At 66.1% G+C, this 24,356-nt stretch carries 27 protein-coding genes and 1 tRNA gene; 15 read left to right on the forward strand and 13 right to left on the reverse strand.

Translation table 11 applies throughout. The features are described 5' to 3' along the window. Positions 1 to 70: 70 nt before the first annotated feature. The 3 genes from AC6I6S_RS13535 (at position 71) to AC6I6S_RS13545 (ending at position 3,429) form a co-directional block, all read left to right on the forward strand. Positions 71 to 1,978 (forward strand): 2-oxoacid:acceptor oxidoreductase subunit alpha, encoded by a 1,908-nt coding sequence (locus tag AC6I6S_RS13535; RefSeq protein WP_497950826.1) that lies wholly within the window; start codon positions 71 to 73, stop codon positions 1,976 to 1,978. 2 nt (positions 1,979 to 1,980) lie between these two features. Beyond that, positions 1,981 to 2,913 carry a thiamine pyrophosphate-dependent enzyme gene (locus tag AC6I6S_RS13540; protein WP_497950828.1) on the forward strand — a complete coding sequence of 311 codons (933 nt, stop codon included), beginning with the start codon at positions 1,981 to 1,983 and terminating at the stop codon, positions 2,911 to 2,913. Positions 2,914 to 3,057: 144 nt separating this feature from the next. Then, positions 3,058 to 3,429 carry a hypothetical protein gene (locus tag AC6I6S_RS13545; RefSeq protein WP_497950829.1) on the forward strand — a complete coding sequence of 124 codons (372 nt, stop codon included), beginning with the start codon at positions 3,058 to 3,060 and terminating at the stop codon, positions 3,427 to 3,429. A gap of 1 nt (position 3,430) precedes the next feature. Here the strand turns inward: AC6I6S_RS13545 and AC6I6S_RS13550 are convergent, their stop codons facing one another. Then, complete coding sequence (locus AC6I6S_RS13550) at positions 3,431 to 3,781, reverse strand: hypothetical protein (RefSeq protein WP_497950830.1); 351 nt, start codon at positions 3,779 to 3,781, stop codon at positions 3,431 to 3,433. A gap of 231 nt (positions 3,782 to 4,012) precedes the next feature. Between AC6I6S_RS13550 and lrpA1 the strand changes: the two genes are divergently transcribed. The 4 genes from lrpA1 (at position 4,013) to AC6I6S_RS13570 (ending at position 7,399) form a co-directional block, all read left to right on the forward strand. Then, positions 4,013 to 4,441 carry an HTH-type transcriptional regulator LrpA1 gene (gene lrpA1, locus AC6I6S_RS13555; RefSeq protein ID WP_497950832.1) on the forward strand — a complete coding sequence of 143 codons (429 nt, stop codon included), beginning with the start codon at positions 4,013 to 4,015 and terminating at the stop codon, positions 4,439 to 4,441. Positions 4,442 to 4,565: 124 nt separating this feature from the next. Beyond that, positions 4,566 to 5,018, forward strand: a complete 453-nt coding sequence (locus AC6I6S_RS13560; RefSeq protein ID WP_497950833.1) for a universal stress protein — start codon at positions 4,566 to 4,568, stop codon at positions 5,016 to 5,018. A gap of 71 nt (positions 5,019 to 5,089) precedes the next feature. Continuing rightward, on the forward strand, positions 5,090 to 5,278 hold the full coding sequence (locus AC6I6S_RS13565; RefSeq protein WP_497950834.1) for a hypothetical protein: 189 nt from the start codon (positions 5,090 to 5,092) through the stop codon (positions 5,276 to 5,278). Between the two features lie 138 nt (positions 5,279 to 5,416). After that, positions 5,417 to 7,399 (forward strand): cation:proton antiporter domain-containing protein, encoded by a 1,983-nt coding sequence (locus AC6I6S_RS13570; protein ID WP_497951483.1) that lies wholly within the window; start codon positions 5,417 to 5,419, stop codon positions 7,397 to 7,399. On the opposite strand, the gene AC6I6S_RS13575 is transcribed toward AC6I6S_RS13570, so the two are convergent. Continuing rightward, entirely contained in the window at positions 7,392 to 7,916 is a 525-nt protein-coding gene (locus AC6I6S_RS13575) for a hypothetical protein (RefSeq protein WP_497950836.1), read from the reverse strand. The genes AC6I6S_RS13570 and AC6I6S_RS13575 overlap by 8 nt on opposite strands. Positions 7,917 to 8,048: 132 nt before the next feature. On the opposite strand from AC6I6S_RS13575, the gene AC6I6S_RS13580 reads away from it, so the two are divergent. Next, positions 8,049 to 8,924: a CbiX/SirB N-terminal domain-containing protein gene (locus AC6I6S_RS13580; RefSeq protein ID WP_497950837.1), complete on the forward strand. Its 876-nt coding sequence runs from the start codon at positions 8,049 to 8,051 to the stop codon at positions 8,922 to 8,924. A 1-nt stretch (position 8,925) separates the two neighbouring features. After that, positions 8,926 to 10,098, forward strand: coding sequence for a DR2241 family protein (locus AC6I6S_RS13585; protein ID WP_497950838.1), 1,173 nt, complete (start codon positions 8,926 to 8,928; stop codon positions 10,096 to 10,098). A gap of 28 nt (positions 10,099 to 10,126) precedes the next feature. Here AC6I6S_RS13585 and AC6I6S_RS13590 read toward each other — a convergent pair whose 3' ends face one another. The 3 genes from AC6I6S_RS13590 to AC6I6S_RS13600 are packed head-to-tail and all read right to left on the reverse strand — an operon-like array spanning position 10,127 to position 12,320. After that, on the reverse strand, positions 10,127 to 10,693 hold the full coding sequence (locus tag AC6I6S_RS13590; protein ID WP_497950840.1) for a DUF7524 family protein: 567 nt from the start codon (positions 10,691 to 10,693) through the stop codon (positions 10,127 to 10,129). A gap of 7 nt (positions 10,694 to 10,700) precedes the next feature. Then, positions 10,701 to 10,898, reverse strand: a complete 198-nt coding sequence (locus AC6I6S_RS13595) for a methytransferase partner Trm112 (protein ID WP_497950841.1) — start codon at positions 10,896 to 10,898, stop codon at positions 10,701 to 10,703. Between the two features lie 57 nt (positions 10,899 to 10,955). Beyond that, the gene (locus tag AC6I6S_RS13600; protein WP_497950843.1) at positions 10,956 to 12,320 is read right to left on the reverse strand and encodes an adenylosuccinate synthase; all 1,365 of its coding nucleotides are present in this window, start codon (positions 12,318 to 12,320) and stop codon (positions 10,956 to 10,958) included. A 316-nt stretch (positions 12,321 to 12,636) separates the two neighbouring features. On the opposite strand from AC6I6S_RS13600, the gene AC6I6S_RS13605 reads away from it, so the two are divergent. Continuing rightward, complete coding sequence (locus AC6I6S_RS13605; protein ID WP_497950844.1) at positions 12,637 to 12,942, forward strand: hypothetical protein; 306 nt, start codon at positions 12,637 to 12,639, stop codon at positions 12,940 to 12,942. 1 nt (position 12,943) lies between these two features. Here AC6I6S_RS13605 and AC6I6S_RS13610 read toward each other — a convergent pair whose 3' ends face one another. Both AC6I6S_RS13610 and AC6I6S_RS13615 read right to left on the reverse strand, forming a co-directional pair. Next, positions 12,944 to 15,250: a DUF7527 domain-containing protein gene (locus tag AC6I6S_RS13610; protein WP_497950846.1), complete on the reverse strand. Its 2,307-nt coding sequence runs from the start codon at positions 15,248 to 15,250 to the stop codon at positions 12,944 to 12,946. Positions 15,251 to 15,339: 89 nt separating this feature from the next. Continuing rightward, positions 15,340 to 15,618: a UPF0058 family protein gene (locus AC6I6S_RS13615; protein WP_497950847.1), complete on the reverse strand. Its 279-nt coding sequence runs from the start codon at positions 15,616 to 15,618 to the stop codon at positions 15,340 to 15,342. A 130-nt stretch (positions 15,619 to 15,748) separates the two neighbouring features. On the opposite strand from AC6I6S_RS13615, the gene AC6I6S_RS13620 reads away from it, so the two are divergent. Continuing rightward, positions 15,749 to 16,102 (forward strand): VOC family protein, encoded by a 354-nt coding sequence (locus tag AC6I6S_RS13620; RefSeq protein WP_497950848.1) that lies wholly within the window; start codon positions 15,749 to 15,751, stop codon positions 16,100 to 16,102. Positions 16,103 to 16,184: 82 nt separating this feature from the next. Here the strand turns inward: AC6I6S_RS13620 and AC6I6S_RS13625 are convergent, their stop codons facing one another. Beyond that, complete coding sequence (locus AC6I6S_RS13625; protein ID WP_497950849.1) at positions 16,185 to 17,315, reverse strand: ABC transporter ATP-binding protein; 1,131 nt, start codon at positions 17,313 to 17,315, stop codon at positions 16,185 to 16,187. 94 nt (positions 17,316 to 17,409) lie between these two features. Beyond that, entirely contained in the window at positions 17,410 to 17,880 is a 471-nt protein-coding gene (locus tag AC6I6S_RS13630) for a DUF5793 family protein (protein WP_497950850.1), read from the reverse strand. A 172-nt stretch (positions 17,881 to 18,052) separates the two neighbouring features. Here AC6I6S_RS13630 and AC6I6S_RS13635 point away from each other — a divergent pair, with 172 nt between their 5' ends. Both AC6I6S_RS13635 and AC6I6S_RS13640 read left to right on the forward strand, forming a co-directional pair. Further along, positions 18,053 to 18,691, forward strand: coding sequence for a class I SAM-dependent methyltransferase (locus tag AC6I6S_RS13635; RefSeq protein ID WP_497950851.1), 639 nt, complete (start codon positions 18,053 to 18,055; stop codon positions 18,689 to 18,691). Positions 18,692 to 18,803: 112 nt separating this feature from the next. Further along, positions 18,804 to 18,874: transfer RNA gene (locus tag AC6I6S_RS13640), tRNA-Gly, on the forward strand. Between the two features lie 198 nt (positions 18,875 to 19,072). On the opposite strand, the gene AC6I6S_RS13645 is transcribed toward AC6I6S_RS13640, so the two are convergent. The 4 genes from AC6I6S_RS13645 to AC6I6S_RS13660 all read right to left on the reverse strand — a co-directional run bounded on the left by AC6I6S_RS13645 (position 19,073) and on the right by AC6I6S_RS13660 (position 22,543). Continuing rightward, positions 19,073 to 20,611 (reverse strand): pyridoxal phosphate-dependent decarboxylase family protein, encoded by a 1,539-nt coding sequence (locus AC6I6S_RS13645; RefSeq protein WP_497950852.1) that lies wholly within the window; start codon positions 20,609 to 20,611, stop codon positions 19,073 to 19,075. Positions 20,612 to 20,766: 155 nt separating this feature from the next. Beyond that, entirely contained in the window at positions 20,767 to 21,483 is a 717-nt protein-coding gene (locus tag AC6I6S_RS13650) for a DICT sensory domain-containing protein (RefSeq protein ID WP_497950854.1), read from the reverse strand. Between the two features lie 15 nt (positions 21,484 to 21,498). Beyond that, entirely contained in the window at positions 21,499 to 21,906 is a 408-nt protein-coding gene (locus AC6I6S_RS13655; RefSeq protein WP_497950855.1) for a DUF7344 domain-containing protein, read from the reverse strand. 85 nt (positions 21,907 to 21,991) lie between these two features. Next, positions 21,992 to 22,543 carry a hypothetical protein gene (locus AC6I6S_RS13660; protein WP_497950856.1) on the reverse strand — a complete coding sequence of 184 codons (552 nt, stop codon included), beginning with the start codon at positions 22,541 to 22,543 and terminating at the stop codon, positions 21,992 to 21,994. A 105-nt stretch (positions 22,544 to 22,648) separates the two neighbouring features. On the opposite strand from AC6I6S_RS13660, the gene AC6I6S_RS13665 reads away from it, so the two are divergent. Together AC6I6S_RS13665 and fen are read left to right on the forward strand one after the other, a co-directional pair. After that, complete coding sequence (locus AC6I6S_RS13665; RefSeq protein WP_497950857.1) at positions 22,649 to 23,200, forward strand: GNAT family N-acetyltransferase; 552 nt, start codon at positions 22,649 to 22,651, stop codon at positions 23,198 to 23,200. A 42-nt stretch (positions 23,201 to 23,242) separates the two neighbouring features. Next, positions 23,243 to 24,220 carry a flap endonuclease-1 gene (gene fen, locus AC6I6S_RS13670; RefSeq protein ID WP_497950858.1) on the forward strand — a complete coding sequence of 326 codons (978 nt, stop codon included), beginning with the start codon at positions 23,243 to 23,245 and terminating at the stop codon, positions 24,218 to 24,220. The last annotated feature ends 136 nt before the right edge of the window (positions 24,221 to 24,356 follow it).

The following is a 24,356-nucleotide window of genomic DNA, read 5'->3' on the forward strand; positions in this document are numbered from 1 at the left end:
TAGCAAAGGCTTTAGGCGCGGTGAGCCGAAAATTCTGATACCGCTGGCCTACCAGGGCCACATCCTACCTATGAGCGACGATGAACTTATCTGGCGAATCGCGGGGGGTTCCGGCGACGGGATCGACTCGACGAGCCAGAACTTCGCGAAAGCGCTGATGCGCTCGGGGCTCGACGTCTTTACGCACCGCCACTATCCGTCACGGATCCGCGGTGGCCACACCTACGTCGAGATCCGCGCAGCAGGGCACGAGGTACAGTCACGGGGCGACGGCTACAACTTCCTGCTGGCACTGGGCGACTCCTTCGCCCGGAACCCGAAGGAAGAGGCCTACTACGGCAACGAGGAGATCAAGCCGCTCTCTGAGAACCTGAACGAACTCCGCGAGGGCGGGATCATCATCTACGACGAGGGCCTCCTTGGCGAGGAGGACGTCGCAGAACTAAACCTCGAGGAGCGCGCCGAGGAGAACGACTGGCACGTCTTCCCGCTCGACCTGCGCTCGCTCGCCAAGGAGCACGGCCGCGAGGTCATGCGCAACACCGCTGGCGTCGGCGCGACTGCCGCGCTGCTCGAGATGGATCTCGCGCACATCGAGGACCTGATGGAAGACGCCATGTCCGGTGACATCCTCGAGGCGAACCTGGACATCCTTCACGAGGCCCACGACACAGTGGCCGAGGAGTACGACTTCGAGCACGACCTGCGCGTGCCGACGGGCGAGCACGACGAGGAGCAGGCGCTGCTGTCGGGCTCGAACGCGATCGCCTACGGATCACTCGACGCCGGCTGTCGCTTCATCGCCGGCTACCCGATGACGCCGTGGACGGACGTCTTCACGATCATGTCCCAGAACCTGCCGGAGATCGGCGGGATCTCCGAGCAGGTCGAAGACGAGATCGCCGCCGCGGCGCTCGCGGTCGGTGCGAGCCACGCCGGCGCGAAGGCCATGTCCGGCTCTTCGGGCGGCGGCTTCGCGCTGATGTCCGAACCGCTCGGCCTCGCGGAGATGACCGAGACGCCGATCGTGTTGCTCGAGTCGATGCGCGCCGGCCCCTCGACCGGGATGCCGACGAAGCCCGAGCAGGGCGACCTCGAGTTCGTCCTCTACACGAGCCAGGGCGACTCCTCGCGGGTCGTCTTCGCGCCGGGGAACGTCGAGGAGGCCTACGAGCAGACCCGACTCGCCTTCCACATCGCCTATGAGTACCAGATCCCCTCGATCATCATCTACGACCAGAAGCTCTCCGGCGAGAACACGAACGTCGACGTGAGCTTCTTCGACCGCGAGCCCGCGCCGGATCTAGGCTCGACGCTCACCGAGGAGGAACTCGCGGAGGCAGCCCACGACGCCTCCGGGAAGTTCCACCGCTTCCAGCACGAACCCGAGGGCGACGACCACGTTAGCCCGCGCTCGCTGCCGGGCCAGCAGGGCGGTCGTTACCTCGCGACGGGTAACGAGCACACGCCCGAGGGCCACATCAGCGAGGACCCGGACAACCGCGTCTTCCAGATGGAACGGCGGATCCAGAAGCTCGAGGCCATCCGCGAGGAACTCGACGAAGAACACGAGTCGAACCAGACCTACTTCGGCGACGAAGAAGCCGACTTCGGCGTCATCACCTGGGGCTCCTCCCAGGGCGTCGTCGAGGAGGCCGTCGCCCGACTCAACGACGACGGCCACGCCGTCAAGGGTATCGGCGTCTCCGACATGATGCCGTTCCCCGAGAACGAGATCACGGAGTTCGTAGAGAGCGTCGACCAGGCGATGGTCGTCGAGATGAACGCCACCGCCCAGTTCCGCGGTCTGATCCAGAAGGAACTCGGCCGCTACGGCGACAAACTCACGAGTCTGCTCAAGTACAACGGCAACCCGTTCGAGCCCGCCGAGATCGTCGAGGGCTACGAACTGAACGTCAACGGCTCCGACGAGGAGCCGAGCGCACAGGTTCGCATCGAACCCGCAGCAGGTGACTAATCATGAGTGCATTCAACGCAATCGGAGAAGAACGCGAGATCGACCGTGACGAGTTCACGCCCGGTCTCGAGCCCCAGCCGACCTGGTGTCCGGGCTGTGGCGACTTCGGCGTCCTCAAGGCGCTGAAGCAAGCCCTCCCGGAGATCGGCAAGACGCCCGACGAGGTGCTCACCGTGACCGGGATCGGCTGTTCGGGCAAGCTGAACAGCTACCTCGAAACGTACGGATTCCACACGATCCACGGCCGCTCGCTGCCTGTGGCCCGTGCCGCCAAACTCGCCAACGACGGCGTCGAAGTGATCGCCGCCGGCGGCGACGGCGACGGCTACGGGATCGGCGGCAACCACTTCATGCACACGGCTCGAGAGAACCACGACATCACCTACATCGTGTTCAACAACGAGGTCTTCGGCCTGACGAAGGGCCAGACCTCGCCGACGAGCCCGAAGGGGCATAAATCGAAGACGACGCCCCACGGCAACGCCAAGTCGCCGATTCGGCCGCTCTCGCTCGCGCTGACCTCGGGTGCGACCTACATCGCCCGCACCGCGGCGGTGAACCCGAACCAGGCGAAAGAGATCATCAAGGAGGCCATCGAGCACGACGGCTTCGCCCACATCGACTTCCTGACCCAGTGTCCGACCTGGAACAAGGACGCCCGCCAGTACGTCCCCTACGTCGACGTCCAGGAGTCCGACGACTACGACTTCGACGTCCACGACCGCCAGGAGGCCCAGGAGATGATGTTCGAAACCGAAAACGCGCTCCACGAGGGCACCGTCCTCACCGGCCGGTACTTCGTCGACGAGCGCCCGTCCTACCAGGACGAGAAGAAGGAACTCGGCGAGATGCCCGAGGAGCCGCTGGCGGAGCGCTACTTCGACGACGACTACGAGTGGGAGCGCAGCTACGACCTGCTCGAGCGTCACAAGTAACTGCGGCCCGTTTTTACCGTCGATTTTCTCGGACGTGATCCGTGTCGGGAACCGACAGGTTTCGTCGCTCGAGTCGTGCTCCCGAGGACTCCAGTGTGGTTGGAGAATAGACACGACTATGAGATGGTGTCGCTACTCCTCTGTATGGGTCAGGCGGCGTCACCGCGGTCGGTCGCTGAGATGTTCGGCGAGTTTACGGCAGGACAGCGCCGCTGGTGGTATCTCCCCGCGTGTTGTGCCTGGATCGCCCTCTGCGTCGATTTCTTCGCCAGAGGCGGTGAAGTCCCGTCGTGGATGCTTGAGGTCGCATTGCTGTTGGGCATTCTCCCGCTGGCGGTTCTCTCCCTGGTCGCGATTCCGGTCGATATCGGAAACAAGTACGAGTCGTCGGTCCCGCCGGGGTTTTTCCTCTACCCGCTCGCGATACTCACCGCGCCCGTGCTCGGACTCTGGACGCTCTATCTGGGGATCGGTATCTACCTGTTCTTCTGGGTGTGGCCCGGCAAAGCGGCCTGACTCAGACGTCCTCGTCGGTCCCGCGTTTCTGGCGAAAGCTCGAGTGAACGGGCCACCCTCGAGCGAAGAGCTTCGAGAGGTACGCGAGGGCGAACAGCGTGACGATGAGCGCTCCGAGTGCGGTCGGGTGCCAGCCGAACAGCATCTCGCGGACCGCGTAGGCGATGACGACCCCGCCCATCACCAGCGCGGTACCGCCGGCCCAGCGGGAGGCGTATTCCGGGTCGACGGACTCGTCGTAGTTGGCGTGGAGGTCCGCTCGTCCCCGGATCGCGATCAGGTAGCCGAGATAGCAGATCGCGAGCCCGCAGACCAGCCAGACCCCGCCGCTGACGAGGGAGTAGTCGACCATCGGCCGAGAGTGGGGACAGCGGGAGAATAAGTCCGACGATCACGGACCGGTTCCGGGAATCGGGCACACAGTTAGTAACAACTGAAACGATTTGCACACCGATCGCAGCGCTGTCGTGCGATCGGGTGCGCATTGACTTTCAGTGGCTACTATAACCCGTTGACTTTCGAACCTGTACTCGTCGTTTTCGAATACAAAAGATATTTTCCCGACGGGGAAAGAGATACCGGTATGAGCAGTCAGTCTACGGAAGATCGCATCCTCGAGGTGTTAGAGGAGGATGCCCAGGCCTCTTATGCCGAAATAGCCACGCGGGCGGACGTCTCCAAGCCGACGGTGCGGAAGTACATCAAACAGCTCGAAGCGGACGGCGTCATCGTCGGCTACTCGGCCGACGTCGACCCGAAGAAGCTCTCGAGCCAGACCATCGCCCTCGTCGGGATCGACGTCGCCAGCGAGCGCTACGTCGAGGCGACGAAGGCGCTCAAGGAACTCGCGGAGATCGAGTCGCTGTACAGCTCGAGCGGCGACCACATGCTGATGGCAGAGGTCCGCGCCGCCGACGGCGACGCTCTCGGCGAAATCATCTCCGAACGGATCCTCGCGGTCGACGGCGTTACTGCGGCCCATCCCTCGTTCTTGCAGGAACGCCTGAAGTGAGTCGGCGGTTCAGCACCGTCAGTGGCGAACCCGTGAGCCGTCGTTCGGCCGCCACGGTGCCGGCGTCGTCTCGATCCCCTGGCCCGGGTGATAGCGCTTTCTACTCGGCTCCCGTAGGGAAGTCGTGTACGACTCGATCCTCGTCGCGACCGACGGTAGCGACGACGCCGGCGGTGCCATCGAACACGCGGTCGAACTCGCCAGCCGCCTCGCGGTCCCGCTGCACGCCGTTTCCGTCGTCGAGACGCGAACTGCGTACGACAGCGCGATCGTCGACTCTCGGGAGCTCGAGCGACGGCTGCGAGCGGACGGCGAGGCGGCGCTGGCGGCGGTCGACGCGGCCGCGAACGACGCCGGGATCTCGGTCACGACGGCGCTCCGATCGGGGGTTCCACACGACGAGATCCTCGAGTACGCCGACGAACACGACCTGTCGGTGATCGTGGTCGGCGCACGCGGTCGGTCGGCGTTCAGGCGGGCGCTTCTGGGCAGTACGGCGGACGCGCTCGTACGACTGTCACCGATTCCGGTGCTGGTCACCGGCGGGTCGGGGACGCACGAACGCGCCGAGGAGTAGCCGCTCCGGGGCCGTTCTCGGACGGTGTCACCGTCCGAACCTTTACCATCGCTCCCAGTGCAGACGACCCTATGACGGTTCCCGCGCCGTTCGGCGGGTCGGTGCTGTCGACGGCCGCACTCGAGAACGCCACGACGTGCGAGCGGCTGACCGAGACGGACGTCGTCGTGCTTACGGTCGCGTCGGATAGCCGCGGGTACGCACGAGGGCGGTTACTCGAGGACGAGCGGTTCGATCACGGGCGAATCACGGAGCGGTAGCGAGGGAATGATCGGACACGATCAGCGCGAGGCGGGCCGCCCGCGGGTGGTCGGAGAGTGACGACCGGCGAGAGCGGCTCGATCGCAGCGGCCGTCGGACTACCCGTGGAGGACCCGATCCTCATCTTCGGGCTGGCGATGATCGTCTTCCTGACGGCGCCGCTGGTCTTCCAGCGCTACCGGCTCCCCGGCATCGTCGGCGTCATCCTCGTGGGTGCGGCGGTCGGTCCCAACGGGTTCGCCGTCCTCGAGCGCGACGCGACGATCGTCCTCCTGGGGGAGGTCGGCCTGGTCTACCTGATGTTCGTCGCGGGCCTCGAGATCAACCTGAACCGGTTTCTCGAGTACCGGAACCGCAGCCTCGTGTTCGGACTGCTCTCGTTCGCCGTTCCCCAGACGGTCGGGACCGTCGTCGGTACCGCCGTACTGGGTCTCTCGCTTCCCGCGGCGCTGCTCTTCGCGGCGATCTTCGCCTCGCACACGCTCCTCGCCTATCCGGTCGTGAACTCGCTGGGGATCAGGGACGACGAGAGCGTCACCGTCACGGTCGGTGGGACGATCGTCACCGACACGCTCGCGCTGCTCGTCCTCGCCGTGGTGATCGCCGCCGACGGCGGCCACATCGGCGGCAGATTCTGGCTCGAACTGTTCGGCGGACTCGCCCTGTTCTTCGCCGGCGTCTGGCTCGTCGTGCCCCGGATCGGCCGGTGGTTCTTCCGCACCGTCGACGAGGAGAGCTACTTCGACTTCCTGTTCGTGATGGCCGTGCTGTTCGTCTGCGCCTACCTCGCGGAGGTCGCCCGGGTCGAGCCGATCATCGGCGCGTTCCTCGCGGGGCTCGTCCTCAACCGGCTCGTCCCCCGGAGCGGGCCGCTGATGAACCGTATCGAGTTCGTCGGCAACGCGTTGTTCATCCCCTTCTTCCTGCTGTCGGTGGGGATGCTCGTCGACGTCCGCGTCCTGACGGCGGGCCTCGAGGTGCTCGCTATCGCGACGGCGTTCGTCGTCCTCGTCGTGGTCACGAAGTACGCCGCCGCGTGGCTCACCGCCGAACTGTACGACTACTCGCACGATCAGACGATGACGATGTTCGGCCTCTCACTGGGCCAGGCCGCCGCGGCGCTCGCGATCGTCCTGATCGGCTTCGAGGCGGGGTTGTTCGGCGAGGCCATGCTCAACGCGGTGATCGTCCTCATCCTCGCGGCGAGCCTCCTCAGTCCGGCCGTCGTCGACCGCGCGGGGCGGGCGCTCGCGCGGACCCGCGATCGCCGGGCGTACGACCCGGGCGCCGTCTCCCAGCGCGTGCTGATCCCCTTCTCGCGTCACTCCGAGTTCCGCGAGCGGCTGCTCGACCTCGGCTTGCTCGTCCGCGAGGAGCGCTCGCTCGAGCCCCTGTACACCCTGACCGTCGCCCGACCCGCGGCCGACACGGAGGCCGAACTCGCGGCGATCGAAGCCGACCTCGCGGAGACGGAGGCGTACACCGCCGGCGCCGACGTCCCCGTCCGGTCGCAGGCGCGGATCGAGCAGAACGTCGCCTCGGGCATCGTCCGGGCGGTGCTCGAGAACCGAATTACGACGCTGATCATCGGCTGGGACGGAGCCGCGACGCGGCCCCAGCGGGTGTTCGGCGACGTGATCGACCGGGTGCTCACTCGTACCGGGCTGCTCGTTCTCGTCGCCCGCGTTCGCGAACCCCTGAACACGACGGAACGGGTCGTGCTCGTCCTCCCGTCGGCGATCGCGCACAACGAGGGCTTCGCCGAAGCCGTTCACGCGATCGGTCGCGTTGCCGAACAGGTCGGCGCGCCGATTCGGGTCGTCGTCGTCGACGGCGATCCCGAGGCCTACGAACGACGGTTCGCAGACGTCGATCTCGAGGCTCCGGCGACGTTCGAGGGCGCCCCGTCCTACGACGCCGTCGTCGAGGAACTGGAGGGATCGGTGGCGAGGACGGATCTCGTCGTGGCGATGAGCGCCCGCCGGGACGCGGTCGGCTGGCAGCCGGCGCTCCAGACGGTCCCAAAGCGGATTTCGGAGCTCACGGACGGCAACTTCCTCGTCGTCTACCCCGCCAGCGGAGAGCGCGCGGACGACCGGCAGTTCCTCCGGTTCAGGTGAGCCGGCGTTCGAGACGGTCGGCCCCGATCCGGGCGAGAAACGCCATCCAGACGGGGACGGCCATCAGCGCCAGCACGAACGCGACGTGGGCGCCGGGCGAGGCCTCGAGCGCCAGCGCCAGGACGACGAACAGCGGCAGGCCGAAGAGCACCACCAGCGGCGCGAGAGCGACCTCGAGAAGAGCGGGGCCGATACCGGCGAGTCCGGGAACCGCCCAGAGGAGAAGCAGCGAGATTTCGGCGAGAAAGACGGCGAGCGTCCGGTCGTCCGGCTCGAGGACGAGTCGCTGTCGATCGCCGGACGGGTCGGCGAACACCCGGCGGTCGAGGACGACGAGCACGGCGGCGAGCACCGCGGCGGAAGCGACGGCTGCGGCGAGCGCAGCGAGGAGCAGTTCCGGCGACGGCTCGACGCGCGGCGGGAGCGCGTCGGTCGTCAGATTCCGGTTGCTGTACCAGACCATCGGACACAGAAAGACGAAGAACGGGACGACCATCCCGCGAGCGAGATCGTTCACGTTTCCGACTCGGTTCGACCGATACTATAGTTACGGGGTTGTCAGGTAGTCGAAACCTGCGCGACCGGGTCGTCCCCGGCGACTCGCGCCGTAGGCGAAGTCGATAAACCGCACCCGTCCCAACCTCCACGCATGCAAGCGCTGGTCATCGTGGCTCACGGATCGCACCTGAATCCGGGTTCGGCACAGCCGACGTACGACCACGCGGACACGATCCGCGAGGCGGGCGCCTTCGACGAGGTCCGCGAGGCGTTCTGGAAGGAAGAGCCCTCGTTCCGCGAGGTGCTCCGCACCGTCGAGTCCGACGAGGTATTCGTCGTGCCGCTGTTTATCAGCGAGGGCTACTTCACCGAGCGGGTGATCCCCCGCGAGCTCCGCCTCGCGGGCTGGGACCCCGAAAAGTGGGAGTCCGACGGCACCGACGCCTCCGAGGTGACCCTCGAGGCCGGCGACGTCGAGAAGACGGTCCACTACTGCGGCCCGGTCGGCACCCACGACGCGATGACGGACGTGATCGTCCAGCGGGCCGAGAGCGTGACGGGCGACCCCGAGGTCGGGGACGGGTTCGGCCTCGCGGTCGTCGGCCACGGCACCGACCGCAATGAGAACAGCGCGAAGGCCATCGAGTACCACACCGAACGCATCCGCGAGCGGGGGCGCTTCGACGAGGTCCGGGCGCTGTTCATGGACGAGGAGCCGGAGGTCGACGACGTCACCGACTTTTTCGAGAGCGACGACGTCATCGTCGTCCCGCTATTTATCGCCGACGGCTTCCACACCCAGGAGGACATCCCCGAGGACATGGGGCTGACCGACGACTACCGAACCGGCTGGGACGTCCCCGGCGATGTCGACGGCACCAGGATCTGGTACGCCGGCGCGGTCGGCACCGAGGAGCTGCTGGCCGACGTCCTGCTCGAGCGGGCGGCCGACGCCGGAGCCGACGTGGACGACGCCATCGAGCGCGTTCGCGAGCAGACGGGCGGCACGCCGCTGGCGGGTGACTGAGATGTTCGAACAGACGACCGCTGACGACCTCCTCGAGGCCGCGAGTGACGGCGTGGATTTCGACGGCCTTCGACTCGAGGAACGCGACGACGGCTACCTGTTCGAGACGCCGACGCTCCGGCGCACCGGGCTCTCCGGAGAGGAGTTCCGGCGCACGCTCGAGGAGTTTCCGGAGTACGCCAGCAACTGGCGGTTCTGGGACGATGTCGGCGGCGGCGGAACCGCCAGACGGGCGTTCTTGCGGTGGTGTGAGCGCGCGCCCCTCGAGGCCGTCGACGTCGACAGCCGCACGGACCACGAGAGCGGCGACGAACCGATCGTCGACCCCCTCGAGCGCTACCGCGCCCTCGAGTCGGGAATCGAACGAACGTGGGGGGAGTTACGCGTCACGGCCACTCTCGCGGGCGAGACGAGCGCAGACGACGTGACCGAGGCGGCGGTCGACCACGGCACGCGGGGTTACCGGGTGTCTCACGTCGACGACGCCGGGACGCCGGCGACCGCCCTCGAGGCCCACCACGAGCCCCGCGAGGCTCGAGCGATCGCGACCGACGACGAGAAGGGGCGCTACCGGCCGCTGAAGACCGCGCCTACCCTCCCAGACGGCTGGGTGTTCCCCGCTCTTTCCGCCGAGGAACTCCACCGACTCGTTGGGATCTTCTACCCGGCCACCGTCGCCAACTGGCACCGCGAACTGCAGGGGAACCTCGACGTCGACCACTGGCTCGAGACCGCAGAACGCCAGACCGGGATCTACGACGTGGTCGACGAACTCCCCCGCGAGGCCCTCGAGTGGGTCACCGAGGCCTGCTGCGTCGACTCGCAGTGTCTCAAGCGCCGGGAGTGGCAGTACGAGGCGGGCGACGAGATCGCCGTTGACGGCGGCGACGGTGCCTTCCCCTGTCGGGAGCCGTGCTCGCTCGTCATCGCCGCCGCCCGCAAGTGGGCGATCCTCGAGTCCGAGAGCGAGAAGACCTGGGAGTTCGAGCTGACGACGAGCGAGAAGAACCAGTTCGAGGCGCTGCTCGACGCCGTCGCCGACGGCCGGATCGACGAGATCCGCGAGGCCGACCTCGGCGACGGCGCGAACCGCTACCGGGCGCGGTACCTGCGCGCGAAGCGGGTCGACGAGGACGGGAATCTCTGTGGCGTGGACTCGAGCGAAGACGACTGACAGCCCACACAATTCGGCGTCTCTCGAGTCACCGCGCCAGCAACGCGGCCGCGGCGACGATCCCGACCGCGGCGATCAGAAAGCCGACGAACCCGACGAGTCCGCCGACGAGCACCGCCATTCCCGCCGCGATCAGGAGCGCAACCAGCCCCAGGGCGATCACGCCGATCACCGCCGGATCGACGCCGGCGAGGGCGCCGTTCGACCCCGCTCGCTCGGGTTCCCGCTGCTGGGGTTCGGCCAGGCGCTCGTCGACCTCGACTTCCGGCCCGCCGGGGACGACCGTCACCCTGATGCGAACCGACGACGCACCGTAGCCCGTCGACACCTCGAGTCGCCCTCGCACCTCCCTGGGAACGTCACCGACGGTGACTGGAACGTACGTCTTCTCGTCGGGTTCGACGTAGTAGTTCGGTTGCTCGATTCTGGCCGCTCGCTCCAGGTCGTCGGTAAGCCGACAATGGACGTGGGCGGGACCGCCGTGAGTTTCCAGAACGAGTTCGAACGACTCGCGCACCTCGAGGTCGGTGACGTCGGCCTCGATGGCGCCGGTTTCCCCGCGATTGATCGAAACGGTGACTTCCTCCCCCGACACGATTCTATCAGGCAGGCGTCTCTTCGCGCATGTCCGGCGGCAGGAGGTTCGGGATGCCGTCCTCGATCGGGTAGTGCTCGCCGCACTCGCTACAGACGAGCGTCCCGGAGACGATCTCGTCGTTCTCGTCGTACTCGGCGTCCTCGAGTTCCAGCTCGTGTTTATCCAGCGGACAGCAGAGGATCGACAGCAGCGACTCCTTCATAAGAGGACAGGCGGGCGCCTTCAGCAAAAGGTTTCGGGAACGCGCCCGGCGGTCGGCTTACTCGTAGGGGTTCTCGAGGACGACCGTCTCCCCGCGGCCGGGGCCGACACCGATGGCGTAGATGGGGGTGTCGAGTTCGTCGGCGATGTACTCGAGGTAGGTGCGGGCGTTCTCGGGGATCGCCTCGTAGCCATCCGCAGCGACCTCGCTCCAGTCGACCTCGGGCCAGCCGTCGAACGAGCGGAAGGTGGCCTCACAGCGGCCCCACTTCTCGGTCGTTGGCGGCATCGTGAGCAGTTCTTCGCCCTCGAACTCGTAGGCGTGGCCGACCTGCACCTCGTCGAGGCCGGCAAGCACGTCAACGTGGTTGATCGCGAGGCCGGTGAAACCGCTCGTGCGGGCGGCGTGGCGCAGCATCGGCATGTCGAGCCAGCCGACCCGGCGCGGCCGGCCGGTGACGGTGCCGTACTCGCCGCCCTCGTCGCGGATGTAGGTGGCGAGTTCCTCCTCCTCGGAACCCGCACCCGCTTCGGAGTCGTATTCGGGTGTCTGTCCCTCGACGCCGCCGAGTTCCGTCGGGAGCGGGCCGGTGCCGACCCGCGAGAGGTACGCCTTCACGATGCCGATGACCTCGCCCTGGCCGACGACCGTCGGGCCGAGACCGGTGCCGACGGTCGCGCCGCCCGCCGTCGGGTTCGAGGAGGTCACGTAGGGGTAGATGCCGTGGTCGATGTCGATCGAGGTCCCCTGTGCACCCTCGAGCATCACGTTCTCGCCCGCGTCGATGCGCTCCTGGAGGAAGGTGCCGCAGTCGACGGTCATCCCCTCCTCGGCGAGGCGCTCGCCGTACTCGCGGTAGATCTCGTAGAGATGGTCGACGTCGAACTCCTCACCCGTTTCTGCGCCGAAGACGTCCTCCGCGAGGGCCTTCTTCTGGGGGACGACGTACTCGAGGCGCTCGCGCAGGGTTTCCGGCTCGAGCAGGTCCCCGATGCGGATGCCTCGCCGGCCCGCCTTGTCCTCGTAGGTCGGTCCGATGCCGCGCTTCGTGGTGCCCGCGGCGAGATCCTGCTTTTCGTCCTCCTCGATCCCGTCGAGCACGCGGTGGTACGGGAGGATGACGTGCGCGCGCTCTCCGACGCGGACGTCCGGCTCGAGGCCGCGCTCGCGGAGTTTGTCGATCTCGTCGAACAGCGTCTCCGGGTTGACGACGCAGCCGTTGCCGAGGACGCCGATCTTCCCCCGAACCGCGCCGGAGGGAACGAGCGACAGCTTGTACTTCTCGCCGTCGTGGACGACGGTGTGTCCGGCGTTGTCGCCGCCCTGATAGCGCGCGACGACGTCGGCCGCGTCGCCGTAGAGGTCGACGACGCCACCCTTGCCTTCGTCGCCGAGTTGGGCCCCGACGATTGTGACGGTCATAACAGGGCCGGGTTCATGCCGGGCCGATAAACAGATTACGGTCTGGCGGAGCCGGAAACCGACTATCTATCCACGTGTGTGTACATCCGTCGTCGTCAGTCCGGTCGTATGTGTCCAAACGTGGGTAGTCGCGCCGGTGACTCGTTCGGACGGCGTCGCTCAGTTCGCTCGACGGCCTCGAGCGCGGGTTGGAGGTGATACCCCTTCTGCAATCCGAAGCGTTAACTACTGGCACGAACAATCCCCGAGTTGACAGTGGTTTCGTCACCGCCCATGAGTAACTTTTAAAGGGTGGAAAGACAAGTTAACAAATGCCATGATAGACCGACTTGAGAAGGAAGTCGATATGCTGGAACGACATCTGCAGGTCCTGAAGATGGTCATCGAAAACGAACCGATCGGGATCGTCAAGATGTCCAACGAGACGGGGTACCCACATCACAAGGTTCGATACTCCCTGCGCGTTCTCGAGGAAGAGAACCTCATCGAGCCCTCTAGTCAGGGTGCGATCAAGACCGAGCGCACCGTCGAGTTCGTCGACGAACTCGACGGCAAGATCGACGACATCGTCGACAAGCTCGACGGGATGAAGATCGAAGACGTCGCCGAGATCCAGGGCTAACCTACAGCTCGGGGACGTTCATGTGGAAGCCGCCCGACCGCGCCTCCACGAGACACAGGTGATAGCCACCCTGTTTTCGCGACAGCGTCACGTAACTCAGCTTCGAGCTTCGGCTGAGGAAGCCCCCGCTCGTCGCCTGTTCGGTCACCTCGAGGGCGCCCGGGTCGAAGTAACTCGAGGTGACGACCATCGCCGCTCCGAGGTCGGGGTAGTTGGCCTTGACCGCCGACGCGGCTTCCTCCATCTCCGCGAGCATCTCCCGTGTTGCGGGCTCGCGCGAGTCGTTGATGTTCGCGACGATCAGCGGATCGCCCATCTTGTCGAAGGCGACGACGTCGAACCGGACCGAGTCGGGGACGTCCGCGGTGTCGTCCTCTGCGAGCGAGATCGTCGCGTCGAGTTCCACCCGGTCGACGTACGGGATCGAGTCGTAGAGATCCGCCAGCGCGTCGGCACGGCCCGTATCGCGAACCTCGTACAGCAGCGTCTCCGTGAGCCAGTCGACGAACCGGTACTCGATCGACTCTTCGAGGAACGCCTCGTAGGGCTGGCCGACGACGGAGACGTCCGCCGCATCGAACCCCGTGTGGTGCTCGAGCTGTAAGTTCTCGGCGACCTCCGGCTGGTCGGCCTGGCCCTCGTGGGCTCGTTCGAGGGTGGGCTGGCTCTTCGAGGCGTAGCGGACGAACAGGTTCGTCCCCGAAAGCGCCTGCTCGCGCGATAGCTGGGTCTCTCGCCCGGCGAGTTCGGTTGTCGACTCGCCGGACTGGGTGCGTGCCTCCTCGAGTTCCGACTCGAGGTCCGCGATCTTCGACTGGAGCCGCTCGACGGCCGCCGTTAGTTCCTGGTTTTCCGCCTGGGCCCGATCTCGCTCGGTTTCGAGTTCCGACGCGCGCTCGCGCAGGTCGTCGCGGCGGCGCTCGAGTTCCTCGACGCGCTGTGTGAGCTGGTCGATCGTGTCCTCTCGCTCGAGCATATCCGACTCGAGGGTCTCTCTGGACCCCGCTTCGTCTCCCCGTCGCCGGGTCGTCGCTTCCTCGTCGGCGGCGGAGGCCTCCTCGCCTTCCCGGGTGGGTCGCGCAATCGACTGGGACTCAGACGCCGTCTGGCCGGTCTGGGTTCGGAGCCTCGTCGGCGGATCGGCCGACTGGCCGGGGTCGATCGAGGGAATGTTGCGCGTTTGCCGCCACGCCGCCTCCTGCTCGAGTCGCTCGCGGTGTTTACCGTCGTCGTCCGACGTCGTCTCATCCTCCTGTCTGGGCGCGCCATCGTCGGCTGGCGCTCCTGCCGCGTCGGGTCCATCGGTGTCGTCGCGCTGGTCGATTGCTTCGCTGTCGCCAGGCCGTTCGTCCGCATCGTCGTCGGCCCACGGCACGCCGTTCTCGGCGAGTTCGGACGCCGCTGCTTCGACGTCGGCGGGTTCCGCGGCGCTCGATCGGTCGTCGCTCTCGGCGGCGGTCGGCGCATCCGGTTGCTCGCCGGCATCCGACTCGGCCTCGCTCGGCGACGGCTCGCCGGGGCTCTCAGCCGCCGGTGACGGGTCGGGTTCGTCCGTTGTAGCTGAGTCGTCGGTGATCCCCGGTGTCGTCGGTTCGGTCGCTCGGTCGGCGTCGGTGATACCCGACGCTGTCGTGGCGTCGCCGTCGGTCACAGACGCCGGCCCCTCCCCGGTGTCGGCCGCCGTTTCGGCGGGCTCCGACTCGAGTGCGTCATCGGCCGTGGTCGACGGTGGCGCGTCGTCGGTGGTCGCTTCGGGCGATTCGTCCATCGTACCCGGGGCGTCGGTCACCTCGAGGTCGACGTCGATGACCTCGTAGATCCCGACCTCCTCTGCAGCGCGGGAGAACGCCTCGTCGCCGGTCAACAGGCGCTGGGCGTTACCGATGTAGGCGGCGGCCATCCGGCGGCCGCCGTAGTAAACGGCGTAGTAATCGCCGCTGAGAACCCGCTCGCTCAGTTCTATGTAGCCCGTGAAGGAGCCGTCCTGGAGCGTCCTGTCGACCTCTTTCAGGGGCGTTTCGTTCGTGTAGTACTTTGCTCGAGTCTCGCCGCCCCGTTCGACCATCGAACAGAGCAACGGTAGCCCCGGATCCGGCGCGGCGTAGATCGTCCCGGATTCGTTCTCGAAGGCGTCTAGCCCACCGTCGACGATACCGACGATACGGCCGTTAAGCATGAACAGCCACGCGTTCCCGGCCGTGACGGCCCCAGAGAGCCCCCCGTCGGCGAGATCGGAGAGTTCGCTGTGTCCGCCGGTGAACGGGCGAGAGTCCCATTGCTCGACGCGCTCTTTCGTGCGCGAGTCCATAGTCCAACAAGCGGGATACGGACCAAATACGTTTCGTCTATCCACACCATCGATCCAGCCAACCGTTCCGGGGCTGGCTCGAGCGGCGCCTAGATCTTCGACTCTGCGTCGTCGGCCAGTTCCTGCATCCGCTTGCCGATGCGGCCCGCACTCGAGAACTCGTCTTCGCTCATCGCGCTCGCGAGGGCGTTCCCGAGCACGAAGACGGCGTGTTTGTGCTCGCTCTTGGATTTGTGGACGTGGGACGGGTCGACGTCGAGCTGGTGGTAGGGGTCGAAGAGGCCGTCCGGAACGTCCTCGCGCTCGGAGAAGTACTCCATAATGATCACGAGTTCCTCGTGGAGTTCGAGGAGTTCGTCTTTATGCATGTGAACGTCTATGAACGGTTTCGATTTAAGATTTGTGTGGCGCGGCCTCGCACCGTCTCCAGTACTGTCACCTGCCGGGACGACCGCTTTCGAACCCAACAACTATCTCATCCCCCACTCGAGAGCCCGTATGTCAGGAATCGTCTTCTTCGCCACGACCGCCCTCGAGACGACCGTCGAGTTCTACGTCGAGGAAGTCGGCGCGACGGTGTGGCTCGAACAGCCGGACTGTACGATCTGCCGGTACGACAACATGCTGTTCGGCTTCTGCGAGCGCGACTCGCCAGATACCGGGGGAATCCTCACGTTCGTCCTCGAGACGCGCGAGGCCGTCGATGCGGCCCACGACCGTCTCGAAGCGTACGCACGCGAGACGCCACACGAGAACGAGCGCTACGAGATCTACCAGTTCTTCGCCGCGGATCCGGAGGGCCGAACCGTCGAGTTCCAGACGTTCGATCACGAGACGCCCGGACTCGGTTGATACGGACCGTTGTAACGTTTTACCGATGATCGCTCGGCCGGGGCTGCGATCACCGGTAAAGAATCACACCAGACCGTATGACTCACTCGCGCTGGCCCGCGGGGAACCACGCGAGTTCGTGGTCTGCGGTGACGCGGACGGCGACGTGTTCGTCCAGATCGATGCGGTCGGAGTGGTTGTGCATACACTCGATGACGTCACCGTCCTCGAGTTCGACCCGGTACAGCATTGTCGGGCCGAGGTACCGACGGTAGACGACGCGGCCGTCCGCCTCGGCCGCGTTCGTCGGATAGGCGGTCACGTCGTCGGGACGGACCAGCAGGTCGATCCCGCTGCCGTCGTACTCCGCGACGAGTCCGTGGACGTCCTCGCGGAGGACGCGGCCGAGGGCCGTGTCGACGTGGTCGCCGTGGACACGCCCCGAGAGGAAACTCGCGTGACCGAGAAAGCCTGCGACGAACCGCGATTTTGGCTGCTGGAACACGCGTTCGGGGGCGTCGATCTGCTCGATGTCGCCGTTGTTCATCACTGCCACGCGGTCGGAGATCGAGAGCGCCTCCTCCTGGTCGTGGGTGACCGAGATGGCGGTGACGCCGGCCTCCTTGATGATCCGGCGGACCTCCTCGCGCATCTCCACCCGGAGGTCGACGTCGAGGTTCGAAAACGGCTCGTCGAGCAACAGCATCTCGGGTTCGGGCGCCAGCGACCGCGCGAGCGCGACCCGCTGTTGCTGGCCGCCCGAGAGCTCCTCGGGGTAGTTATCGCCGTGACTCGTGAGTCCGACCAACTCGAGCAGTTCGTCGACTCGCAGCTCCCGCTCGTCGGCGTCCCACGCCTGCAGGCCGAAGGCGACGTTCTCCCGCGCGGTGAGGTGAGGGAACAGGGCGAACTCCTGAAAGACGACGCCGACGCCGCGGGATTCGGGGGAGACGAACTGTCCGTCGTCGGCGACCAGACTGTCCTCGAGTCGAATGGTTCCCGAATCGGGTCGCTCGAGCCCCGCGATCAGCCGGAGCGTCGTCGTCTTCCCACAGCCCGAGGGGCCGAGCAACGTGAGAATCTCGCCGTCACGAACGTCGAGTGAGAGGTCGGGGATAACTGGTTCGTCGCCGTACTGCTTCGCGACGCTGTCGAGTTCGAGGACGACATCTGCCGTGTCGGCCGCTCGAGAAACGCTGTCCGTCGCCGTCGTGCGTAGTTGTCCCTTCGACATCGTCGACATCCGGCGTGGCCGGTGTTCGTGTAATTTAGGGTCGCCTAAAACACTTATAGATACCGATTTCGGAAAACGAGGCGGCGTCGGTTCCTCAGAGTTCGACGCCGCTCGGAATGAGGCTGTGCTGGCGGAGCAAACTGCCCTCCTCGTCGTAGACGAGGAACGTCCCCTTCTCGTAGGTCGTCATCCGTTCGCCGTCGAGAAGGATCTCGACGCCGTACCGACCGTCGTCGTCGGAGGCGGCCTTCCCGTATCGGCGGGCCGCCCGGATGAACCCCAGCACGTCCGCTGCTCGCTCGTTGAGTTCGAGAACGAAGTCGCCGGTGACGCGGTTGGTCACGCTGACGACGCCGTCGGCGTCGTCCTCGAGCGGCCCCCGGAGTCGAAGCGCAACGTCGGTTTCCGTCGCCTCGAGGAGATCGCCGTCGGCACCGGTAAGGCGCTCGCGAAGGATCGTCTCCGGGCCGGTGAAGTCTATCGATACCGACGGTTTTCGGGGCTCGCCGTCGGTTTCGACCCAGTCGACGTTGCGAACGGTCAGTGTGAAGTGCTCGCGCCTCATTACGTACTCACCGGTTGGTACTCCGGCGGTATGAACGTAACGCCAGCGAAGGTGGTGCGGGAACAATTCGAGCCGGCACTTTCCCGGTCGGAACGTTCGTCTCGCCGGCAGTTCGACGCCTCTCGAATCGGTGGGTGCGAACGCTTTTACACCGGGCCGGTAACCCATCGACATGGATCGCCGGGCTGCCGTGCGCGACACGTACGATCGGATCGCCACGCACTTCGCCTCGACGCGAGAGTACGCCTGGCCCGAGGTGGAGTCATTTCTCGAGGACCGGACCGGAACGGTGGGATTCGACCTCGGCTGCGGTAACTGTCGACACGCCGAACTGCTCGCCGCCCGCTGCGAACGCGTCGTCAGCCTCGACGTGAGTCGCGGACTTCTCGAGACCGGGCGGGCGCGGGCGGACGATCGGGGGTTTTCCGTCTCACTGCTCCAGGGCGACGCCGCGAGCCTGCCGCTCCGAGAGAACGCGATCGATCTCGCGGTGTACGTCGCGACGCTGCACCACCTCCCGACGCGCGAGTCCAGGGTCACGAGTCTCGACGAACTCGCCCGGGTGCTCGCTCCCGACGGCGTCGCCCTCGTGAGCGCCTGGAGTACGGCCCACGGGCGGTTCGACCGCGAGGACGGCTTCGACACGACCGTCGAGTGGACCCTCCCCGGCGGCGAGACAGTCGATCGCTTCTATCACATCTACGCACCCGACGAGTTCGAGGCGGATCTCGAGGCGAGCGCGCTGGCCGTTGAGGCGTGGGAGCTCTCGAGTGGCAACTGTTACGCCGTCGTTCGTGGCGACGACCGGTGAAGCCGCCGCGACTCGACCTCGTTTCGCGGGCCTGAGAGTCGACGACAGTCGCCCGACTCGAGTGGAGTGAAAAAGGAAGACCCTTAAACGAGGAACGAAAATTCAGGGGTGAGCGCGGATGGTCTAGTGGTAGGACCTGAGCCTTCCAAGCTCATGGCCCGGGTTCAAATCCCGGTCCGCGCATTCCTGTCCGCAAAAGAGCGCACCGTGCTCTTTAGGACCTCGCAACGCTTCGCTTTGCTTAGCTACGAACAACACCGCGAGCAGCAGAACTCGCACGAGGGATTTGAATTACGGAAGTCGCAGCGCGCGAGCGAAGCGAGAGCGACCGTCTTCAGGTAGTTCAAATCCAGGTCCGCACAGATCGTCACAACGGCGAACTCAGACCGGGAGGCTTGCCTTTCCTCGCCACTCGGCGTCTATCTGTGCACCGGTTTCCGCGAGTGCGACGAACACCGCGTCGATGTCCGAGTCGGTCGTTCGGTGGCTACAGATTGACATCCGGAGGACGCGCCGGCCGTGGATCGTCGTAGTCGTGAGAAACGCGAGCCCGCTTCGGACCACCTCGTCGGTGATCTCCTGGTTGAGCTCGTCCAGATACTGGTGGAGCCGCGCCAGCGGGATCTCCGGCGGGTCCGCCAGCACCGCCTGGAGATCCGCCGGGACGTACCGAAACGAGTAGATGTACAGGTTCGGTTCCTGGACCGCCTCGAAGTCGTCGTGTTCGCGGACGAGGCTATCGAGCTGTTCCGCACGCGAGACGCCGTTTCGGAGCAGCGTTCGGTATCCCTCCAGGCCGTACTGTTTCAGCATCATCCAGAGCTTCAGCGCACGGAACCCGCGGGACATCTGCGGTCCGAACTCGTAGTAGTCGAACTCCTCGGGGGTTTCGGCGACCGATCCTCGGAGGTAGGCGGCGTCCATCGCGAACGTCCGCGCGAGGACCTCCCGGTCGCGGACGAACACGGCACCGCACTCGTAGGGGATCGAGAGCCACTTGTGGGGGTCGAGCGTGACGGAGTCGGCCCGCTCCATGCCGGCGTACCGGGACTCGAGTTCGGGGACCATCGCCCCAACCGCCCCGCAGGCGCCGTCGACGTGGAACCAGCAGTCGTGGGCCGCACAGACGTCGGCGATCTCCGAGAGGGGGTCGATCGCGCTCACGTTGATCGAGCCCGCCTGCCCGACGACGCAGATGGGCTGTTCGCCGCGTTCCCGGTCGGTCGCGAGCAGTTCCTCGAGGGCGTCGACGTCCATCGTGAAGTCGTCGTGACTCGGGACCCGCCGAACTGCCTCGCGCCCGAGGTTGAGCATGTCCGCGGCGCGGACGATACTCGAGTGTGCCTCGTGATCGGCGATGTACACCGTGTACCGCGGTCGATCGCCATCCTGGAGCCCGAAGTCGGCCGTCTCGTAGTCGGTTCGGTCGCGAAGTGCCGCCAGCAGGGCGGTGACGTTGGCCATCGTCCCGCCGCTGGTCAGCAGCCCGCCCGTCGCGGATGGGTAGCCGATCGCCTCGGCCAGCCACCGGATACAGCGCCGCTCGATTTCCGTCCCCGACGGTGCCGGATGCCAGCCGCCGGTGTTCATGTTGACCGTCGCCGCGATCGCGTCGGCCAGCGCCGCCAGCGGTGTGCCCGATCCCATCACGAAGCCGAAGTACCGCGGCGAGGGGTTGTGAGTCGCGTACGGAATAACGTACTCCTCGACGGCGTCGAGGATCGCTTCGGGATCCTCACCCTCCGCCGGGAGCGGTTCGTCGAACGCGGCGACGACCGTCTCCGGGTCGGCCTGAACGTAGACCGGCCGCTCCTCGAGCCCCTCGTAGTAGTCCGCGATCAGGTCCACGGTACGGTATCCCAGCTCCCTGAACTCGTCGGACGGCAGGTCGGCGGTCGGCCGTTGGTTCCGGGTACCCATACCTGTGGTACCCCATGTGTGGTGTTAACTTTTGTCTACCAGGAGTCATTCGTTCGAAGAGAAGCGAACGCGGTTGCCGTCGCCCGTCGGACCGGTAGCCACCCGAGCAGAGACTGCAGCGTGAGTACGTGGCGCCTCCGTAGACGGAAATTCGGCTAGCCGTACGTCTCTCGGACGTTGCGGAGGATATCCGCGACGAACTCGGGGTCGTACGTCCAGAACCCCTCGAACGACTCCCGCTCGCGTTCTCGAGCGAGCAGGGCACACGCCTGCAGGTCGTCGCCCCCGCCGTCGAAGGCCAGAAACCAGTGGGTACCGATCTCGTCGCTCGAGTGGCTGTGAACGGTCACTCTCGGAATCTTCGGGGGTTCAGAGTCGTCCCGGCAGTAGACGTGGATGTCGAGGTCGGTCTCTCGAGCAAGTCGGCCGTAGATCGGAGCCTGGGATTCGAGTGCGGACGGGTGCTGGAAGCCGACGGCGAGCGTTCCCCGGCCGATCCGCCAGGCGCGGTTTTCGATCTCGCGGCTCGTTGCGAGCAGCTGTCGCCGCTCGAGGGTGTGACAGAGCGTGTTGTCGAGAACCTCGAGTAAGGTGCAGTACTCCGTCCCGACGATGGCGTCGTCCCACGGGCGGTAGATCGGCGGCTCGAGAAACTCACGGAGCTCTCGAAATCCGATGGAGGAGACGAACTCGCCGTCGTCTTTGATGACGAGAAAGCCGTCGGCGGCGTCCGACGGCAACGCGCGGTGTGTGATCGAGACGGCGCGGGTCGAAAACGGGGCGAGGATGTCGGGGTCGTCGTCGTCGGCTGCGTAACAGACTATTTCGGTTCGGTTTCGCTCGATCCGCTCGAAGAACTTACGGAACGTCATCGTGATGGGGTTCCGTCATCCGTGATTATCGCCAGTCTCGATGGTGCGCGCTCTCCGGACGAGCGAGAGCGTCGGTTCGGATACTGGCTCCAGCGAGACGGTATCGTCCTCGATACGCGCGAGCCCCGCTTCGACCAGTGTGGGAACGTGGCGATGTTTGAGGTCGAAGAGCGTGTGATCGCGAACCCGGCGGCTCGCCATTCCGTAGGCCATCGCGCGCGTCCAGCCGGTGACGACGTCCGCGAGTTCGTCCATCGAAACCGTCCCGTGCTCGAGAAGAAAGTACAGGGCGTATCGTCGGTCCCGATTCCGAAGGACGGCGAACAGGTCGTCGATCGGCTCCGCCTCCCGTCGAAGACCGCGATCGGCATCGCTCCAGGGACGAGAGCCGTCACCCTCTCCGCGATCACCGTTTCCGCCCATTTCTCAATGGGTACGTAAGCGGGAGGAGCGGGTTATCTGTTACGCTGCGAGTGCAGTCTCACCCGCTACTGTGGATGCCGGCCGATCACTCCTCGAGCGGTTCCTCGGTCGACCGGTCGGTGAGGTCGATCGTTGCGGCGAAGACGGCCCCCATGATCGTTCCGAAGACGAGGTGGCCCACCATGCTCTCGACGGCAATCGCCGGAAACTCGCCGGCCGCGGCGGTTCCCAACGCACCCGCCCAGACTGGAAGAACGATCACCGGAAGGACGGCCCAGAGGGCGAGTCCGAAGGCGAAGCCGGCACCCACGATACGCAGCATAACGCTGCTCCTGGAGATGGCCTCCGTCTCGACGTCGGCGCGGAGAACACCGAGGATCGGCCTGCGAGTGACGAGAAACGCGAACAGGACTCCGAGAACCGCACCGTGGGCAACGTGGATCCCCCAGCCGGCGATCCCGGTCGGTTCGAGCCCGTAAATGGCTGGAATCGCGGCTTCGACGATCTCCGGGTCGAACAGCCACATCACGATGCCGAAACCGACGGCCCCGACCGCGCCGGCGATGGCGCCACCGATCGGCCAGCCGACGCGGCTTCTGATACCGAACGTGGTCACCTGATCTGATTCGGCGCTCATCGTCCGCATATCCACCACGAAGGGAGACAAAAGCGTTCGCGTCACCGGCGTGTGCCCTTACGACGGAGGAAAGCGGCTTTGTGGTCGGCGAACGGACGAGTTCGTGTGGAGATCGACCTACTGGGCTGGCCGCCGGACGGACCGCAACTCCGCCTCGATCACGAGCGGTTCAGCTACGCCGGGAAGTTCGTCATGACGAACACCGGGAAGGCGGTCGCTCTGGAGAACGGCGAGGTCGTCGCCGCGGTCGCGTTCAACCAGGATCGGACCGATCCGGGGCGGCTCTGGCTCAGGTACGTCACCGTCGCGCGCGAGCGACGCGGCGAGGGGATCGGCCCGCGCCTGCTCGCGGCCGTTCGCGACCGCGCTCTCGAGCGCGGCTACGAGCGGATACGGATCGCGGTGAACAATCCCTACGCCTACGAGGCGCTGTCGCGCGTGGGCTTTCAGTACACCGGCGAGACGACGGGAATCGCCGAACTCGTCCTCGAGTACGAGCCCGAAACGGACGGACCGCCCTCTGCCGACCCCGCTCCGCTCGAGCCCGCGCGCTACCGGACGGGGCTGCGCGAGTTCGGCGACCGAGAGCTCTCCGCCGACGAGCGGGCCTTTCTTCGGGAACACCTCGAGCGCGGGCCGCCGGCGCGCCTCGAGTGAGAACAGCCAACGATTCATACGTCGACTTCGAAGGGCGGGGTAATGGGTAACGCAGCACTGCGGGAACTCGCCGTCATCGAGGAGTTTCCGTTCGACGAGATCGAAGGCGTCGTCGCCGTCGACGCGCACAACTGGCTCTATCGCTACCTGACGACGACGGTCAAGTGGACCTCGAGTTCGAAATACACCACGCCCGACGGAACCGAGGTCGCGAACCTGATCGGGATCGTCCAGGGGTTGCCGAAGTTCTTCGAGAACGACGTCGTGCCGGTGATGGTGTTCGACGGCGGCCCCTCCGATCTCAAGGCCGACGAGATCGACGCCCGCCGGGAACAGCGGGCGGGCTACGAGGAGCAACTGGAAACCGCCCGCGAGGAGGGTGACGAGGTTGCGATCGCACAACTCGAGTCGCGTACCCAGCGGTTGACGCCGACGATCCAGGAGACGAGCCGCGAACTCCTCCGACTGCTCGACGTTCCGATCGTCGAAGCGCCCGCCGAGGGCGAGGCCCAGGCGGCCCACATGGCCAAGCGAGGCGACGCCGACTACGTCGGCTCCGAGGATTACGACGCGCTCCTGTTCGGCGCGCCTCTGACGCTGCGCCAACTGACCAGCAAAGGCGACCCCGAGCTGATGGACCTCGAGGCCACGCTCGCCCACCACGACCTGACGCTCGAGCAGCTGATCGACGCCGCGATCCTGATCGGCACCGACTTCAACGAGGGCGTTCACGGAATCGGCCCCAAAACGGCAATCTCGGCGATCACCGAACACGGCGACCTCTGGAGCGTCCTCGAGGCCCGCGGCGAGCACATCGAGTACGCCGACCGGGTTCGGCAGCTGTTTCGCGACCCGAACGTGACCGACGACTACACGTTCGAGACGAGCCTCGAGCCGGATCTCGAGGCGGCGCGCAGCTACGTCACCGGGGAGTGGGATGTCGATACCGGGGAAGTCGAGCGGGGCTTCGAGCGGATCGAGGAGAGCGTCACCCAGACGGGGCTCGATCGGTGGAGCTGATCGCCGGGGCAGGTCGGTTGTCCGTCTTCCGGGTTTCGGGCGAAATCGCCCGTCCGGGAGCGGGTAGCCGGTGGCCACCGGCGTCGTCAGCCAGCGGCGAAATGGCCGGAGGACGCCGACTATGAAACGGCTAATC

This window comes from Natrononativus sp. DTA114 (assembly GCF_059736515.1).